General features: G+C 70.9%; 1 protein-coding gene. It reads left to right on the top strand.

All coding sequences use genetic code 11. From position 1 onward, the window contains the following. Nucleotides 1-1,504: 1,504 nt before the first annotated feature. The gene (locus ACFOWZ_RS01855) at nt 1,505-19,378 is read left to right on the top strand and encodes a hypothetical protein (protein ID WP_382367597.1); all 17,874 of its coding nucleotides are present in this window, start codon (nt 1,505-1,507) and stop codon (nt 19,376-19,378) included. Nucleotides 19,379-19,858 lie beyond the last annotated feature (480 nt).

The following is a 19,858-nucleotide window of genomic DNA, read 5'->3' as shown; positions in this document are numbered from 1 at the left end:
GACGGTCGCGGGTGGGCCTGGTGCGGGTTCTGCGAAGGGCGCTGTTCCTGGTGGACCGGTCGCGTCGACGGCGCCCACGATCCCCGGTGGCGTGGGTGCTGGTCCGTCGAAGGGTGCTGGGACTGGCGGTCCCGCGGTGTCCGCGCCGGGGACGGTTGCGGGCGGTCCGGGTGCCGGGGCGGCGAAGAGTGCTGGGTCGGGTGGACCCGCTGTCTCGCCGGCGCCGACGGTCCCGGGCGGTTCGAGTTCGGCGAAGGCTGCTGGTGGGCCCTCGGTGTCGCAGGCGCCGAAGGTTGCCGGTCCGAGTGGCCCGGCGACGGTCGGTGGCGGGACCACTAAGGGTGTGGAGCCTAGTGGTCCGGCGGTCTCGAGGCCGGGCGGTGTCGGCGCCGGCCCGGTGAAATCTGCCGCGGCGCCTGGCAAGGGAACCGTTGGAGATGGCACCAGGCCGTCGCCTGTGACGAGCGGCGGAGGTTCGGGGAAGGCGGCGATCCCGTCCGTTGGTGGTGCGCCCGCTTCCACTGGGGGCGGCGGAACTCGTGTTGGTGGTCAGCCCGCTGCGGCTGGCGATCGAGGCGCTTCGCCCGGTGGGCTCGGTGTGCCCGGAGAACGGAGCGGGCCGCAGGCGAGCGGACCTGGTGGCCGATCGGCGGGACCTGGTGGTCCGGTGGCGGCGAGCGCGCCATCGGTCACGGGTGGTCCGGTGGTGGGGGAGACGAAGTCTGGTTCGGGGTCTGCGGGCAAGGTGGCCGGACCTGGGCCGGGCGGTGTTGCGGGGGCTGGCACGCCGACGGTTGCCGGGCCGGACGTGCGGGGCACGCGGACCGGCGCCGCCGACGGTGGCAAGGGCACGGGCCTGGGCGCTCCGGCCGACGTGAGGGCTGGCGGTCCGTTGGGCGGCAAGGGAGTGGGTGCCGCGCCGGTTGGACCCGAGGCCAGGGTGGGCGTCCCCGTCAGTGAGAGGGGCGCTGACCCCAGTGCTCCCGGTGGCAAGCCGGCGCCAACTGGTGGGCCTGCGGTCCCTGGTGGCAAGCAGGTGCCAGCGGCTGGGCCTGTGGTTCCTGATGCCAAGCCAGCGGGTGCGCCTGTGGTCCCTGGCGGCAAGCCGGCACCATCCGGAGGGTCCGCGGTAACCAGTGGCATGGCGAGCACGCCAGCCACCCGCACCGGCGGCCTCGGCACCGCCCCCTCGACGCCAGCCGCCCCGAGCGGAACGCCAGCACCTGCCACGGCCCCGACGGGTGCACAGCCGTCGGCGAAGCCGACCCCACCAGCGCCACAACCAATCAGCCCTCAACCAACGGTCGCACCCTCCCCAGCCAAACCGGGCGCCCCAGTTCCGTCTGTCACCCCGCAATCAACCCAGCCCATCGCGGCAGCAGCAGCCCTGTTCCCACCAGCCCCCACCAACACCCCGAAACCGAAGCACCAAACCGAAAGCCGAACCGAACCCCACACGCCGACCCCGGTCGACCTGGCCCTAGAACTCCACGGCCTGGAAGCCGTGGAAGTCCCAGGCACCGACCAGCACACCAGCCTGGCCAACGCCATCGCCACCACGCTGGACCCCAACGGCCCAATCCCCAGCGCCACCGGCACCCGCGACGACATCGCCAGGGCCGCCGACGCGAGGGTTCACGTGCTCGGCCAGGACGGGCGGTTCACCTCGTTCGGGCCGGTCACCGGCAGGCCGGTGCACGTCGTCGAAACCACCAACGCCAACGGGGACGTGCGGTACCAGGCCACGAAGGTGACAGTCCACATCGGACGGCCCAACGTGTCGTACCCCGGGCCCACCAAGCGCGGGGTCGGCGAAGAGTGGCACGCCTTGCACCGCGGGGAGTTCGAGATCGAGACGATCGCGGGGCGGCACCACGTGCGGCTCTACACCGCGGTCGTGAACCCGGCCGACCTCAGCGTCGCCCAGCCGCCCTTCAAGGACATCCAGCAGGATCCGCACACGGGCGCGCTGAACATCGCGCCCGGCAACAACTCCCAGCTCTGGGCCGGGGGTGGGCGGCCGCTGCGGGCGCTGCAGTGGCTGGCCAAGTACGAGCAGACCGACGGCGGCAGGCCCGTTGATCCCAAGAATCCGTCGTCCAAGCTCAAACGGCCCGTGCTGCGGTCGTTCCTGGTTCCGCTGGACACGTTCAACCGGATCACCAGCAGCGCCACGATCGAGGCCGTCACCGACGCCCCCACCCTCAACGTCGACGTGCGCGGCGAGGCCAACCAGTTCGGCGTTGGTGGCGCCGAGCTCGACGAGCTGATGGCCGAGGCCGTGCCGGGGTCGCTGATCAGCTACCCGTCGAATCCCGACGAGGGGTTCGACTTCCCCGCCCTGGCCGGCCGGGTCGTGCCCGTGGCGGAGCTCTACGACCGGGTCGGGCTGGACCCGGACTTCCGCAGCGACGCCTTGGGCAAGAACTACGACCCCTGGTTCAAGTGGGCGATGAAGAACGGCGAATGGGACGCCAAGTTCCTCAACGACGCCCACAGGTTGCACGAGATCGCCACCAAACTGCGGGAGCACCACCTCACGTGGGTTCAGTCCACACAGGACATCCGCATCCCCGACGCCCTCATCGAACCCGACGCCGACAGCATCCCCAACGCCGGGAAGCCGGTCGCGCCGCCGAAGGACACCAGCTTCGAGGCGCGCATCCAGCGGCTCAACCAGTTCCTCAACGAGGTCGGGCCGGCCGCGGCCAACGTCAGCAAGGTCACCAACGTGCTGTCCACGGGCGGACCCGCGCTGCGGGACCACCTCGCCCACACGGACACGCCGGGCGTGAACGACGCCGTGTTCCAGAAGGCCCTGCGCGAGAAGGTCGTGCCGCAGGCCGTGGCGGACTTGCCGAAGGCGGTCGACAAGGCCGTCAAGGACATGAAGTCCGGTGTGACCTCCCGAAAAGACATGCACGCGGTGATGAAGAACGGGGTCAAACCGAAGAGCGGCAAGCTCAAGACCTTCGACGCCGCGGTGGTCGACGTGACGGTCGCGAAGTTCAAGGAGAACGTCGCGGCCCACCCGGACCTCGCGCTGCTCGACGAGCAGAGCCGCCAGGACGTGGCGAACGCGCTGGGCGACCAGATGCGCGACGTGCTCAAAGCAGAGGTCGACGGGCTCACCGCGGTGCTCGGGGAGGTCGTCGCGAGGAAGGTGCCGGAGAAGATCGACGGCCCCACGCTCCAGGCGTTGAAGGACGAGTTCGGCCCTCTCGCCGAGGTCGTGGCGGCCGACAGGAGCGGCGCGAAGGGCAGCTGGCTCAGCGGCGACCGGGTCAAGGTGCTCGGCGACATCGTCGTGCAGCGCATGGCAGGCCTGGAACTGCCCTCGGTCGACGCTCGCCTCGACACCGCCCGGATCGCCGACGTCGCCGAGAACAAGGTGCTCGGCCCGGCGGTCAGCGGGGCGCTGAACTCGTTCACCGGCAAGGACCTCGCCGGCACGCAGCCCGCCGAGCTGCGGGCCGTGGTGCAGAACGAGGTGCTGCCGGACCTCGAAGCCGCGATCAGCAGCGCGTTGAAGAACGACCCGGCGCTGGCGCTGGCGGACCAGGACTTCCGCAACGCCATCGCCGACGCCGTCGCGCACGACGCGAGGACGCGCGCCGAGCACGAGCTGGCCGGGTTCGTCTTCGACCCGGTCGACCGGGCCGCGGTCGACGCGTTGATGGCCAAGGTGCCCGGCATCGCCACCCAGGCCGAGATCGGCGCGCTGATGTCCACCGACGCCGAGCGCATCGGCCTGGACTTCAACACCCGCCCGTACGGCGAGACGCCGTTCCCGAACTCGTTCCACGAGTGGAAGCAGCAGCGTCCGGCCGAGCTCGCCGCGCAACGGCAGACCGGCGACCAGCTGAGCGCGATCATCGGGGAGACGCGCGACCCGGAGGCCGCGGTCAAGGAGCTGATCAGCCGGCATCCCGAGCTCGACCGGAAGTTCGACGAGGTCGCCACCAAGGTCCAGAAGGAGCCCTTCCGCGCGCCCGGCACCAAGGGCGTCTACACGTTCTACGAGCACGCGCAGATGGTGCTCGGGCAGTACCTCGACCTCACCGCGAACGAGAACCCCGGCACGCGGTTCCTGCCGGTGGACGCGCTGGCGAAGGCGATCCTGTTCCACGACATCGAGAAGGTCAACGCCAAGAACCAGTTCGGCGACGGCCAGGGACAGCACGACCGCGAACCCGAGCACAAGCTCGCCGTCGAGATGATGGACCGCTACCGCGGGCTTTGGGAGAACGACAGGGACTTCAAGGCCGCCAGGGCGATCGTCGACTCCGACCCGTTCGGCTTCTACCTGCGCAACAAGATCACCGCCGACGAGACCTTCGCGTTCCTCAACGACCTCGCCGCCAAGATCGACCCGGAGGCCCGCCCGGAGAACGCGAAGAAGCTGTTCGAGGAGTTCCACCAGTACTACCAGGCGGACTTCTCCTCCTACACCACCCACAGCAGCTACGTCGACCGCGACGGCGAGGTCCACAAAGGACCCAACTCGTTCACCAACCGGTTCGACGCCGGGCCGGACGGGATCACGAAGACGCCGGACGGCAGGCACTTCGAGTACACCAGGAACAGCGACGCCGCCGAAAAGATGGCGAAGCTCGCGGACATGTTCCGCGACGCGGACACCATCCGCGAGCACCAGGCCCGGCTCGGCAACACGAGCCCCACCGTCGCGCCCGCCCCGCGGACCGCGCCGGTCGAGCTGTCGTTCGACTTCGAGCCCGGCGTGAACGCATTGACGCCACAGCAGTCGGCTCAGGTGCGCACGCTCGCGGACAGCCTGGTGGACGCGGTGACCAGGCGCGCGGACCTGGGTTACCTGCCGCCGAAGGTCGAGGTCTCCGGCCCGCACGCGGCGGCGGTCACCAGCGTTCTCGGCGCCAGGCTGAGCGGGCTCGTGGACGTCCAGGTCGTGCCCGGCAGGACGACCGGCGCCGACGTCCGGGTGGACTGGGAGCTCAAGCGACCGGACGGGAAGGTGCCAGCACCGCTAACGGCGCCCGAGCCCGTGTCGCAGAAGAAGACGATCGACGACGAGTCGTGGCGGCACAGCTCCGCGGCGACTGCGGACTGGTTCGAGCCCCACGATCCCGTGTCGCCGGACGCGTGGCAGGACCGCCGCGACGGCGCGCACGTGCGCACCGTGGACACCGAGATCGCCGGCGTCACCACGAACAGCACGCCGTCGAACATCTCGATGTACCGCACGCTGGTCAACTACGACCTGCGCCGGATCGAGGTCGCCCCCGGGCAGTTCGTCCAGGAGTACACGGTCAAGGTGCACCTGAAGCCCGCGACGGGGATCGATCCCGCCGTGCTTGACCAGGTGCGCGCGAAGACGCACGAGGGCGTGGACTCCCTGCTGAACCAGGGTTATCGGCTGCCCAGCGGTGACCAGTTCCACCTCAACGTCGAGTTCACCGACAACGCGGCGGACGCGCACACGACGGTCGAGGTGAAGGACGTCCACTCGAACCAGCTGGAGTGGAACCCCGCCGCCACGCCCGGCGTGTACGCGCACGAGGTGCTGCACTACCTCGGCGCCCCGGACGAGTACGTCGACGCGACGCGGGTGTTCCTGGAACGCGAGTCCCGGTCCGGCGTGCACACCGACGACGGCGGCATGATGGGCGCGGACCTCTACCTGCCCGACGCCGCGGTGCTGCCGCGCCACCTGTGGCTGATCGAGCGCATCGCGAACAGCCAGGTGATGGTCCCCGACACCCGCCTGAACGACCAAGGAGCCGCCCCCGCATCGGCTCCAGCGCCCCGCACGGCACCAGACGCCGACACGACTCCCGCTCCACTCACCCCGTCTGCCCCGCCCGCAGGTCCCAGCACGTCCGGCCTGCCGCCGATCCCCGAGCACTCCGACTCCCTGGCGTCGGACGACTTCCTGTCCGCGGACGACGCCTCGTTCACGGAGGACGACTTCGCCTCTGCCCGCGACGTTTCGGTGGCGGGCGAGCTGCCGTCGTTCTTCCAGGACGGCGCGGCGCTCGGCACCATCGCCGCCGTCGAGGTCAACGGCGGCCCGGAGGTCACCCGGGCCGTGGCCGGTCTGCTGCCGCAACGCGCGGGCGTCACCCCGCGCGGCCTCGACCAGATCACGCCCGCGTTGAACGAGAACTTCGAGTCGTTCCTGGGCAACGGCCGCAGCTTCCAGATCAAGGTCGGCAAGGACTGGTTCGAGGCGAACGTCAAGGCCACCTTGGGCATGCGGGCCGACAGCGACCTCGTGCCCAAGACGAAGGTCGACTTCACCGCGCAGAGCGGCAACTCCACCACGCAGACCGGAACCATCGGCACGGCGGGCGATGTCGGCGGTGCGCTCACGCTGGGCATGGCGGTCGGCGCGACCGGAACGGTGGCGGGCAAGGCCGCGCTGGCCCGGCCGGTCACGAGCACGACGACGGGCACGTCCACGACCGACCAGCGGGCGATCGGCTCCACCGACGAGGCCTTCGGTGCGAAGGTTCCGGTCACCTACCAGGTCACGCTGACCGACGCGCGCGGGAACCAGGTCGGCGCCCCGGTTTCCGTTGAGCAGGAGGTGGGGCTGCAGATCCCCGGTGATCTGGTCGCGATCACCCCGGCGGATCCGAGCCTCACCGAAACGCCGTGGACCAGGACGCCGGAACACGCCGCACCCGAGGCCGTCACCGACCTGGACACGGCGAAGGCGTTCGAGGACATCGCGCGGCAGCTGCATCCCAGCGTGACCAAGCTGGGTGCGCCGGGGCGGACGGCGTTGCAGGAGTTCCTGTCCCCTTCGACGATCCGGGACAACCTGGGTGCGGCGCTGAACGGCTGGGTCGTCTCGCCCGACCTGAGCAGCCCGCACGGCAGCCGCGGCGGAGTGGTCCGGATGCGGGCCGTGCCGCTGAGCGTGGAGCTCGTCGGCACCACGGCGTCGGCCAGCCTGCGGGTGCACGAGTCCGCGGCCATCAGCACGGGACTGAGCGCGGCGACGAAGACCGGGTTCGACGCCGGCGTCACGGTCGGTGGTGGTGCCTCGGTCTCGGGCCAGGTCGGCGGTTCGGCCAGCGTCAGCGTCGGCTATTCGGCGCGCACCACGGAGTCGTCGAGCGCCGGCACCGGCGCGACGGTGAAGACCGGCATCCTGGTGAAGGGTGATCTGGGGCTGTACCGGACGAAGATGCGGCTGGAGTTCCAGACCCCGCACGGCACCACGATCCCGGTCACCGCCACGGGGTACCTGCGCGCGGGTCTGCCGGAAGCGGGCGCGGCCAACCTGCCGGTGCCGCCCGACGTGTCGACGGAGCTCACCGTTCCCACGCCCGAGCCGAAGTTCCCGCCGCCCTACCTGGCGAGCGCGGCGGCCGCGGGCGCGGTGAAGGTCGGGCCGTTCGAACCCGCGGCCGAGGTGCAGAGCCAGGTCGAAGGGGCGTTGCGGGGGATTCCCGGCTTCGAGAAGTTCCTGCCGTCGTTCGCGGACGCCGCGAGCGATCCGCGCAAGGCGGGCAAGAACATGCAGTCGCTCGCGGACCAGCTGGAGAACCAGCGCAAGCTGACGACCGAGCTCTCGCCGACCGCACTCCAGTCGCAAATGGACAGTCTGCTCGGCGCAGGTGTGCAGGTGCAGCTGAAGCGACAGGGCATGGCCACCAACGACTTCATCAACGTGACGGTGAAGGCGCGGATGACCAACCCGGTCCACCTCGGCCAGGCCGACCAGCGCAAGGTGCGCGGCTCGGCCGCCACCGGGCCGAAGCTCGACAGCGCGACGACCACCCAGAAGGGCTGGAGCGCCGGCGTCGAAGGCAAGGTCGTCATCCCCGCGATCAGCAAGAAGACCACCGCCACTCCGACCCCGTCGGTGGGCGCCAAGTACACCAGCACGACCGCGACGAAGACCTCCGCGGGACCGACCGTGGGCAGCACGCGGTCGACCAGCGGCAGCCCGAACGCGCAGCTGTTCCAGCACGACGTGACGTTCGACGTGGAGATCACGAAGTTCAGCCGCAACCGCGCGTGGGTCAAGCGGCTCACGCCGGGTTCGCCGTGGTTGCAGGTGCCGGAGCCGAAGACGATCGCGAAGACCGGGGTGAACCTGCGGGAGATCACCGGCAAGGCGAACCTGTGGGTGTCGGACGGCTCTGCGCTGTCGACGGATCCGGCGGCGTTCGCGCCGGGCGCGGCGGCCGCACCGGTCGTGCTGGCGAACCCGCCGACGATCCAGCAGCTGCTCACCGCGCCGAAGCCGCCGTCCTGGCCGTTCGTGCACGTGGAGGCGGTGGCGAACACCGAGGCGGTGCGGGATGCGGCGATCGCGGCGTTGGGTGCGAGCGGTGACACGGCGTTGACGGTGCCGGGAACCGAGGCGCGCAACCGGATCGACAAGCTGTTCAGCCCGGAGAACATCAAGGCGAACCTGCCGACGTTGATCGGCAAGGGCATGACCGAGGGCGGGATGAAGTACGGCCGCCGCGTCGCCGACCGGGTCGGTGCGGTCGGCGTGGCGGTCGGCCTGAGCAATCCGAAGCTCGTGTCCATTTCGGACGACGTGGGCGTGGAAGCCGCGCACGCGGGCGGGTTCAAGACGGGGGAGAGCACGACGGACTCCCGTTCGGTCGACGTGACGGCCGGGCTGAACACGCCGATGCGGCCCACGAAGGGCGCCGTCGGGTCGACCGCGCTGGGCGGCACCGCGAAGTGGACGCCCTGGTCGAAGTCGACGACGACGGGCTCCGACGTGACCGGTGGCGTGGACCGCAACCGGGTCGTGCCCGCCACCGGCCGGACCGTGCTGGTGCAGCTGGACGCTCAGGTGACGGTCGTCGGTGAGAGCCGCGCGAGCAACACCGTCCGCAAGGGGTCGACCAGCCGGGCGGGGTCCGTGGTCTCGTTGCCGGGCGGTGTGTTCGTCCGGGTGAGCGAGGACGTCGCGCGGGACATGGGCGTGCTGCCTGCCGTGGGGAGCGCGTCGGTTTCGATCGAGCAGGGCACGATGGCGCCGCCGTCCACGTTGCTGGGACTCGGGCTGGTCGAGCAAGCGCCTGACCTGTCCGGCCTGGTGCCGCAGCTGCGGCAGAACCTCGGCAAGGTCGGTAAGAACCTGTTGCCGAAGTCGGTGCTCGACGACTCGATGAACAACCTGCGGCGGTTGACGGATCTCACCTCGGACGCGAGTGTGAAGGCGTTGGTGGACAGCGCTTTGGACGGCGGTGTGCCGTTGCTGGTGCACGATCCCGGCGTGTTCGGCAAGGACACGTACCAGGTCACGTTGAGGGCGGTCCCCGGCACACCCGTGTTCGAGGGTGTGCTCAACGACGGCATCGACATCGAGCACACGTCCACGGGCACGCAGGTCGTGACGAGGACGAGCGGCGGCGGGACCGGCTGGGGTGTGGGTCTCAAGGTGCCCGCGTCGGGTGTGCTCAAGACCGGCGATCCCAACGTGTCCGCCGGCGTCGGCGGTTCGGTGGCGGCGAACGCGGGCCAGGCCCAGTCCTACTCGACGACCGAGTCGACGACCAGGCAGGTCGGTCAGACCCGTTCCGCGTCCGGCCCCGCCGCGCGCTACACGGTGCCGGTGACGTTCGAACTGGTGGTGGAGAAGGGGAGCAAGGAGATCGGCCGCGCGAGCAGCGGCCAGGTCGAGATGTCCGTCCGCGTACCCGCCGACAACCAGAAGACCACGGCTCCTTCGCCCGCAGCGTCCACGCCGTCGTCCACGACCCGGCCTGCCGAGGACGGCACCCCCGAGCGGGTGCGCGAGTGGCAGGGGGCTGCGCTGCCGCCGTTCGCCTCCGTGGAGAACCTGCGCGGGGCCCAGCTTCTGCAGGACGCGGCTGTCCGGGCGTTGACGGGTGCCGGTGCGGGGAGCGGTCTCACCGGCAAGGGCACCGGCGCGATGAACGCGTTGCGCTCTGGGCTGGCGCTGGAGTCGTTGCAGCCCAACCTTCCCGGCATGCTGGACGGCGCGTTCGAGGTGCCGGGCCTGCACGAAGCCTCGGCGACCACGAGCCAGCACGCCCGGCTGAAGGTGTACGCGAAACTCGTCAACCCCAGGCTCGAAGCTTTGAGCGACGGCGTCGCGGTGTCGACGACGCGGTCGACCACGGGCGCGATGTCGAGCGAGGCCAAGAAGACCGAGTCCCACGACGTGTCGGTCGCGGTGGCACCGGGCGGCGTGACGTCGAAGAAGCCGGACATCGGGTTCTCCGCCGGCGGCGTGGAGGGCCGGCACGCTTCCGAGGACAGCGCCGCGGTGTCGGGCGGCACGACGCACAACCCGTCCACGGCGTTCAAGACCGAGGGCCGCACGGGTCTCGTGAGCTACGACGTCGAGTACCGCGTGGTCGCGGACCTCGGCAAGGGCAGGACGGGCGTCGTCGACCTCGTGGTGCCGGGCTCGGCCCAGGTCCGCATGCCCGCGGCCGACGCCGAAACCGCGCTGGGCCGTCCGCTGCCCGACGACCTCGGCGCGGCGCAGACCAGCGTGCACGACGCGGCGAAGGCTTGGCGTGAGGCGGAAGTGGCCGCTGATTTCGCACGTCACTCGGCCCAGACGACCATCAACTCGCTGGCTCCGCGGCTGGCGGCGGTGTCCTTGCGAGCGGACTCGCTGTCCGCCGCCGAACGTGGCGTGGCAGACGCTGCGACCAGGCTGGAAACCGCGCAACGGCAGCGTTCCGAGGCCGGTGAGGCGGTGGCGCGGGCACAGACCGCGGTGGACGAGGCGGCCGACCTCCTGCGGGCGAACGAGCTCAACGCCGAACTCGCCTCGCAGCTGGCCGTGGCGGCACGACTCGAGGTGACCGCGCGCGAGCAGGCGGCCGGGCCGGATCAGGCCGCGACGGCACGTGAGCTGGCCGTCCGGGAACACGAGGACGCCTTGGCCACGGCGGCGCGGACGGCCGAGCTGGCGGCTCGGGCGCGGGATCTGCACAGCGAGGTCGTGATCGACCTCGGCACCGCGCAGGCACAGCACGCGGCCGCTGAGGGTGCCGTCCTCGCTGCGGAGGAGGACGTGCGGCAGGCCGAGGCCGCGTTGGAAGCGGCACGTTCGGCGCACGACGCGGCGGTGCGGGCGGAACAGGAGGTGCGGGCCGAGGTCGCCGTCGTGGAGGCCGAGGTGGAACGGACTCGGGCGGAGGCGGCGCAGGCTCAGCGGGCTTGGTGGGAGGCCAAGGCGGCGGTGGACCAGGAGGTCAGCCGGTTCAACGCGTCGGCTCCGGGGGCTGCGACTGCCACGCCGACGGCGCCGACCACGGCTGCCTCTCCGACCTCGACCTCTCCGACCTCGACCTCGCCGACCACGGCTGCCCCGCCGACCACAGCTGCCCCATTGACCACGGCTGCCTCGCCGGCTGCGGCGACTTCACCGACCCGGCCCGCGCCCCCAGACCACGGACCTCGTGGCAGCGCACCGCAGGTGACGGAAGTGCGGCGCGGAGACAACGTCATCGACGACGAGGCATGGCGGCACAGTCCCGCGGCGTCCGCGGAGTGGTTCGCGCCCAGCGATCCGGTGTCGCCGGACGTGTGGCGAGAGCGCCGCGCCGGTGCGCACGTGCGCACGGTCGACACCGAGGTCGCGGACGTCACCACGGACAGCACGCCGTCGAACGTCAGGTCCTACCAGGGGCTCGTCCGCTACGACCTGCGGCGGATCGAGGCCAGCCCCGGCAGGTTCGTGCAGGAGTACACCGTCAAGGTGCACCTGCGGTCCGCCGATCCCGCCGTGCTCGAGCAGGTGCGGGTCAACGCCCACAACGGCGTCGACGAGTTGCTGAACCAGGGTTTCCGGCTGCCGGGCGGGGACCAGTTCCACGTCAACCTCGAGTTCACCGACAACCCCGCCGACGCGCACACCACGATCGAGGTCGGCGACACCGGCACCGACCAGACGCACTGGAACCCTGCCGCCAGTCCTGCCGTGCTCGCCCACGAGACGTTGCACTACCTAGGCGTTCCGGACGAGTACCGCGACCAGTCGCGGGTGTTCCTGGCGCACGAGCAGCGCTCGGGGGTGCACGACGGCGGCATGATGAGCGCGGACGTCCACGAGGCCGGTGCCGGGCTGCGGCCGCGGCACCTGTGGCTGATCGAACGCACCGCCAACAGCCAGGTGATGGTGCCGGACACTCGGCTCGACTCGCACGAGGCTGCCACCGCGAGCGGGAGCAAGCCTCTCGACGCCGCGACAAAGCCGACGCGGCCCGCTCCGGTGCTGCCGTCACGTGCGCTGCCGCCGTTCTTCCAGGACGGCGCGGCGCTCGGCACCGTCTCGGCCGTCGAGGTGAACGGTGGCCGGGAGATCACGCAGGCGGTCAACCGGTTGCTGCCGCAGCGCAGGGGTGTCACTCCGCGCGGTGTCGACCAGATCGCGCCCGCGTTGAGCCAGAACTTCGAGTCGTTCCTGGGCAAGGGCAGGACCTTCCAGATCAAGGTCGGCAAGGACTGGTTCGAGGCGGGCGTCAAGGCCACGCTCGGCACCGGGACCGACAGCGGCCTGGCACCCAAGACGAAGATCGATTTTGCCGCGGTGAGCGGCACGGCCACGTCGCAGACCGGGACCATCGGCACGGCCGGTGACGTCGGTGGCGCGATTTCGGTCGGCATGGCGGTCGGGGCGCAGGGCACGGTGGCGGGCAGAGCGGCCCTGGCGCGGCCGGTGACGAGCACGACGACCGGCACGTCCACCACCGACCAGCGGATGATCCGCTCCGGTGAAGCCGCGTTCGACGCGAAGGTGCCGGTGACGTACGAGGTCACCCTGACCGACGCGCGCGGCAACCGGGTCGGCGCACCCGTTGTGGTGGCACAGGACGTGAGCCTGCACGTTCCCGGCGACTCCCTCACGCCGGCGGATCCCGGGCTCACCGAGGTGCCGTGGACGGGCACGCTCGAGCACCCCGCGCCGGAGGCCGTCACCGACCTCGACTCGGCCAAGGTGTTCGAGGACATCGCGCGGCAGTTGCATCCCAGCGTGACCAAGCTGGGTGCGCCGGGACGGACGGCGTTGCAGGAGTTCCTGTCGCCGACGTCGATCCGCGACAACCTTGGTGCGGCGCTGAGCGGCTGGGTCGTGTCGCCGGACCTGAGCAGTCCGCACGGCAGCCGCGGCGGTGTGGTCCGGATGCGGGCCGTGCCGGTGAGCGCCGAGCTGGTCGGCACCACCTCGTCGATCAACCTGCGGCTGCACGAGTCGGCCGCCATCAGCACGGGTGTCAGCGCCGCGACGAAGAGCGGGTTCGACGCGAGCGTCGCGGTCGGTGGCGGCGCCTCCGTGAAGAACGAGGTCGGCGGTTCGGCCAGCGTCAGCGCCGGGTACTCGGCGCGCACCACGGAATCGTCGAGCGCGGGCACGGGTGCGTCGACGAGGACCGGTATCCAGGTCAAGGGCGATCTGGGGCTGTACCGGACGAAGGTGCGGCTGGAGTTCGAAACGCCGCACGGCACCACGATCGGCGTGGACGCCACCGCCTACCTGCGTGCGGGCGTCCCGGAAGCAGGCGCGGCGAACCTGCCGGTGCCACCGGGTTCCGCGCACAGCCTCGCGACGCCGACCGCGGAGCCGAAGTTCCCGCCGCCGTACCTGGCGAGCGCGGCGGCCGCAGGCGCGGTCAAGGTCGGTGCGTTCACGCCTGCCGCCGAGGTGCAGAGCCAGGTCGAGGGGGCGCTGCGCGGGATTCCGGGCTTCGAGAAGTTCCTGCCGTCGTTCGCAGACGCCGCGAGCGATCCGCGCAAGGCCGGCAAGAACATGCAGGACCTGGCGGACCAGTTGGCGAACCAGCGCAAGCTCGCGACCGAGCTGTCGCCGACGGCGCTGAAGTCGCAAATGGACAGTCTGCTGGGCGCAGGTGTGCAGGTGCAGCTGAAGCGACAGGGCATGGCCACCAACGACTTCGTCAACGTCACGGTGAAGGCGAGGGTCACGAACCCGGTGCACCTCGGCCAGGCCGACGCGCGCAGCGTGCGCGGCTCCGCGTCCACCGGACCGAAGCTCGACAGCGCGACGACGACGCAGAAGGGCTGGAGCGTCGGTGTCGAGGGCAAGGTCGCCATTCCGGCGAGCAACAAGAAGACCAGCGCGACGCCGACGCCGTCGGTGGGCGCGAAGTACAGCAGCACCACGGTGACGAAGACGACGGCCGGGCCCACCGTGGGCACGACGCGGCTCACCGGTGGCAGTCCGAACGCGCAGTTGTTCGAGCACGACGTGACGTTCGACGTGGAGATCACGAAGTTCAGCCGCAACCGGGCGTGGGTGAAGCGGTTGACGCCCGGATCGCCGTGGTTGCAGGTGCCGAAGCCGAAGACGGTCGCGAAGACCGGCCAGAATCTGCCCGAGATCAGCGGCAAGGTGAACCTGTGGGTGTCCGACGGTTCGGCGATGTCGTCCGACCCTGCGGCGTTCGCGCCCGCCGCTGCGGCGGCTCCCGTGGTGCTGGCGAACCCGCCGACCATCCAGCAGCTGCTGACGGCGCCGAAGCCGCCTACGTGGCCGTTCCTGCACGTCGAGGCCGTGGCGAACACCGAAGCAGTGCGGGACGCGGCGATCGCGGCCTTGAGCGCGAGTGGCGACACCGCGTTGACGGTGCCCGGAACCGAGGCCCGCAACCGGATCGACAAGCTGTTCAGCCCGGAGAGCATCAAGGCGAACCTGCCGACGCTGGTGGGCAAGGGCATGACCGAGAGCGGCATGAAGTACGGCCGCCGCGTCGCCGACCGGACCGGTGCGGTCGGCATGGCCGTGGGACTGAGCAACCCGAAGCTGGTGTCCATTTCGGACGACACGAGCGCCGAAGCCGCGCACACCGGTGGCTTCAAGGCGGGGGAGAGCAGGACGGACTCCCGTTCCGTGGACGTCACGGCGGGCTTGAACACACCGATGAGGCCGACGCAGGGCGCTGTCGGCTCGACGGCACTGGGCGGCGCCGCCAGGTGGACGCCGTGGTCGAAGACGAAGACCACCGGCACGGAGACCAGCGGCAGCGTCGATCGCAACCAGGTCACGCCGGCGACCGGCCGGACCGTGCTGGTGCAGCTGGACGCTCAGGTGACGGTCGTCGGTGAGAGCCGCGCGGGCAACACCGTCCGCAAGGGCTCGTCCAGCGTCGCGGGATCGGTCGTGACGCTGCCGGGCGGTGTGTTCGTCCGGGTGAGCGAGGACGTCGCGCGGGACATGGGCGTGCTGCCTGCCGTGGAGAGCGCGGCGGTTGCGGTGGAGCAGGGCACGATGGCGCCGCCGTCGACGTTGCGCTCCGGCGAGCCCGGCGCGCTCGGGCTCGGCCTGGTCGAGCGGGCGCCTGATCTGTCGGCGCTGGTGCCGCAGCTGCGGGAGAACCTCGGCAAGCTGGGCAAGAACCTGTTGCCGAAGTCGGTGCTCGACGACTCGATGAACAACCTGCGGCGGTTGACGGATCTCACCTCGGACGCGAGCGTGAAGGCGTTGGTGGACAGCGCTTTGGACGGCGGCGTGCCACTGCTGGTGCACGACCCCGGCGTGTTCGGCAAGGACACGTACCAGGTCACGTTGAAGGCCGTTCCCGGCACGCCGGTGTTCGAGGGCGCGGTCAACGACGGCGTGGAGATCGAGCACACCGCGACCGGTGTCCTCGCCGTGTCCGAGACCGCCGGGGGCGCCACCGGCTGGGGTGCCGGGCTGAAGGTGCCCGGTGCGGCGCTGCCCAAGACCGGTGACGCGAACCTGTCCGCGAACGTCGGCGGCTCGGCGGCCGTGAACGCGGGCCAGACGCACTCGCACTCCACGACCACGTCGTCGACCAAGCAGCAGGGGCAGCTGCGCGTGGGTTCCGGGCCCGCTGTCCGCTACACGGTGCCGGTGACGTTCGAGCTCGTGGTGGAGAAGGGGAGCAAGGAGATCGGCCGCGCGAGCAGCGGCGAGGTCGACATGTCCGTCCGCGTGCACGCCGACAACCAGAAGACGTCGTCGGCTCCCGCGCCGTTCGCCTCTCACGTCACGGGACGGCCTGCCGAGGACGGCGATCCGGGGACGGTGCGGGAGTGGCAGGAGACCTCCGCGGTGCTGCCGCCGCTCGCGTCGGTGGAGAACCTGCGTGGCGCGCAGATCCTGCAGGACGCGGCGGTGCGGGCGTTGACGAGTGCCGGTGCGGGGAGCGGTCTCACCGGCAAGGGCACCGGTGCGCTGAACGCGTTGCGGTCGGGTCTGGCGCTGGAGTCGTTGCAGCCCAACCTTCCCGGCATGCTGGACGGAGCGTTCGAGGTGCCGGGTCTGCACGAGGCGTCGCTCACGACGAGCCAGCACGCGCAGGTGAAGGTGTACGCGAAGCTGGTGAACCCGAGGCTGGAGGCGCTGAGCGACGGCGTGCAGGTGTTCCTGCCGCGCTCGGTGGCGAGCAGCACGTCGAGCGACGCCAAGCACAGCGAGACCGGCGACGTGGCGGTGGCGTTCGGCCCCGGCGGCGTGACGTCGGCAAAGCCGGACGTCGGAGTGTCCGTCGCGGGCGTGGAGATCCGGCACGCGGCCGAGGACAGCGCCGCGCTGTCGGGCGGCTCCACCCACAACCCGTGGTCGATGGTCAAGGCCGAGGGCCGCACCGGTCTGGTCGCCTACGACGTCGAATACCGCGTCGTGGCCTCACTGGGCCGCGGCCGGGTCGGTGTGGTGGACGTGAGCGTTCCGGGCGCGGCACAGGTCCGCATGTTCGAGTCCGACGCCGCGACCGCGCTGGGAAGGGTTCTGCCGCAGGATCTAGGCACGGCGCAAACCGGCGTGCACGACGCCGCGAAGGCCTGGCGCAACGCGGAAGTCGCCGCAGACCAGGCCCAGCACGCCGCCCAGAAGGTCATCAACGCCGTCGCACCTCAGCTCGCCGTGGTCACGACGCGCCAGAGCGAGGTGGAGGCGGCCGACCGCGCCGTGGCCGACGCTGATGCCGCCCTTGGTGCGGCACAACGCCATCAGGCCGAGGCGGAGCAGGCGGTGTCGCGCGCCCAGTCCGCTGTGGACGAAGCCGTCGAGGCGGTCTACCAGGCCGAGCTGGACGCGGCGCTGGCCGAGCAGGTGGCGTTGGCCGAGCAGCTCGACGAGAGCGCTGCGCGGGAGGACGCGTTGGCGGCGGCGTCGCGGGCTGCCGAACTCGCGGCCAGGGCCAGGGACCGGCACGCCGAGCTGGCGAGCGAACTCGGTACGGCTCAGGCTCGGCAGGAGGCTGCTGACGGCGCGGTGCGGGCCGCTGAGGAGGACTTGCAGCGGGCGCAGGTGGCCGCCGAGGCCGCGCGAACCCTGCACTCGTCGGCGGTGCAGGCCGAGCAGGACCTGCGGGCGGAGGTCGCGCGGGCCGAGGCCGAGGTGGGGCGGACTCGGGTGGAGGCGGCGCAGGCACAGCGGGCGTGGTGGGAGGCGAAGGCGGTGGTGGATCGGGAGGTGAGCCGGTTCAACGCGCCACCTCCGCAGCCTCCGCCGGCCGAGCCTTCCACGCCTTCCACGTCGGAGGCCGAGCCGTCCGCGCCCGCATCGCCGACGGAGCCTTCGACGCCTTCCGCGCCGGCATCACCAGCAGCGGCGCCCGCTCCACAACTCGAGCTGTCGCTGGACTTCCCTCCTGGCGGCACGTCTCTGACGTTCCAGCAGCTGGTCGCCGTCGAGAGGATGGCCGAACGGCTCACGGAGATCAAGGCCACCCGCGCGGCGGAGGGACTACCGGCGCCGGTCGTCGAGATCACCGGCGACCACGCCGCACACGTGGCCGAACTGCTGGCGCTCGAAGCGGCCGTGGAGATCGAGGTGGCACCGGGCCGCGCCAATGCCGCTGATCTCCGCGTGCGCCTGGAGCAGCCGGCGGAAACCTCTGCTGCGCCGGATGACTCCGCGGAATCCTCTGCTGCGCCGGATGACTCCGCGGAAGCCTCTGCCGGGCCGGAGGACCGCGCGGAAGCCTCTGCCGGGCCGGAGCACCACGCGGAAACCTCTGGCGCACCGAACGCCACCGCGGAAACCTCTGCCGCACCGGAAGATCCCGCGGAAAGTTCTGCCGCGTCGGACGACCCTGTGGAGATCTCTGGCGCACCGGACAACCCCGCGGAAACCTCCGCCGCCCCGGAGGAGCCCGCGGAGATCTCTGGCGCACCGGAGGGTCCCGCGGAAACCTCGGCCGCGCCGGAGGGTCCCGCGGAAACCTCGGCTGTCCCGGAAGACTCCGCGGAAACCTCCGCCACGCCACCCCCGCTGGACGACCAGCTCTCCGGGTTGGCCACCGCCGCGATGGCCGACGCTTCCCCGTTGATGAGGTCGGTGGAGTCCGTGCTGAGCTCGGACCCGCGCAAGTACGTGCAGTCGGAGGCAGGCCTGCACCTGCTGCGTGCGTCGGTCGTCCTGCACACCCGGACCGACGAGGTGGCGGGGCTCATCGCCGAGCACGGCGTGGACCACGTCGCTGATGCGTTCATCAGGCAGTTCGAACGCCCGATCATCGAGACGGCGCAACGGGAACTGTTCGCCGACCTCGACACGGCGGCGTTCGGCAGCTGGGCGCACCAGTTGTGGGACACGATCGGCAACACGCCGCGGCTTGCGGAGAATCCGCAGTTGTTGGCGGCGGAGATCTTCAACCACGACAAGGGGTACAACCGCGCGACGAACTTCGCGCAGCAGGCCGCGCTCGCCGACATCATGGGGCCGCCGCCCCTCGCGGCGGTGATCGCCGATCGCCCCGCCCCGGGCAACGACACGTCGGCTCAGGCGATGTGGATGTACCAGGTGTTCACCGACGCCGGGCTCCTCGCCGCCGACGGCACGGACACCGCGAGCGGGTTCACCGAGCTCGTGCGGCAGAACCGTGCCGAGCTCGAACCCGGCCTCGGGTCGCTGAGCGAGCAGAGGATCGCGGCCCTGCGGCAGGAACTCGTCGACATGGTGATGCTCGACGACGACGTCGAAAGCCCAACCAGTGACGCGTTGCGGCACGTGGCCAACGAGGTGCTCACGAGGCCCGCGCCGCCGTCGGTCACGCCCAACGGGCTGTACGCCGCCGTCGCGCACCTCACGCAGAACGACGCGGCTGTGTTGCGCAAGCACGTGGTGAACAGGGGCGCCAACGACCCGAGTGTGGTCGGTGCGGCTGCGGACTTCGCTGCCGGCAGGCCGATGTTGCCCGTGCACCTCAACGGTGCGTTGGTGGAGAACGTCAACTGGAGCATGCGCCCCGACCCGGACGAGAACAGGAGTGCCGGCAACGCGCGCGACCTGCTCGGGCACCTGATCGCCACGCACCTCGGTGTCAACGTGGTGATCCACCAGGGTGGGCCGCCGGTCGTGCTCGCGCCGTTGGGCGGGAACGGTCAGGGCTCCGTGGAGGTCGATCTCGTCGTCGTGAACGGGCAGGCCACCTACCGGCCACACCAGTAGATCAGCCGATCGGCCCAGCGAACAACGCGCGATGCCTACGCAGAGTTGTCTTCTGTAAACACCTTCCAACTCTTCGTTGACGAAGCAAACATCCTGGTGGGCGCGCTGATCACACTTCTGCTGACCGTTGAAAGAACCCCTTCTAAAAAGAATGAAGATCACGTACTGTGCCCGATCGGAGCGCAGTACTAGGAACAGGTTCATGCAACTGAAGCACTCGGGCGATCTGAGGCGGGCTCACCGCGTCGAGGTCGTGCGGAGCTTCTGCGGTGGCGAACCGCGGACGCGGCTGGAGCTGGCGAACCGGCTCGGGCTGTCCGTCGCCACGATCGGCACCATCGTCGGTGAGTTGACGAAAGCCGGCTTCCTCAAGGAAACGGCAGGCCCTCGCACCGGTGGCGGGCGACCGGCCACGCAGTTGACGTTGCGTGGCGGTGGTTCGCTGGTGGTGGGGGTCGACGTCACTCCACAGCACGTGAC

It is taken from the genome of Lentzea rhizosphaerae (assembly GCF_042649515.1).
In the GTDB taxonomy this organism is placed as follows: Bacteria; Actinomycetota; Actinomycetes; order Mycobacteriales; family Pseudonocardiaceae; genus Lentzea; species Lentzea aerocolonigenes.
Note: the sequence above shows the minus strand (reverse complement) of the source record. Positions and strands in the feature narration are given on the sequence as shown.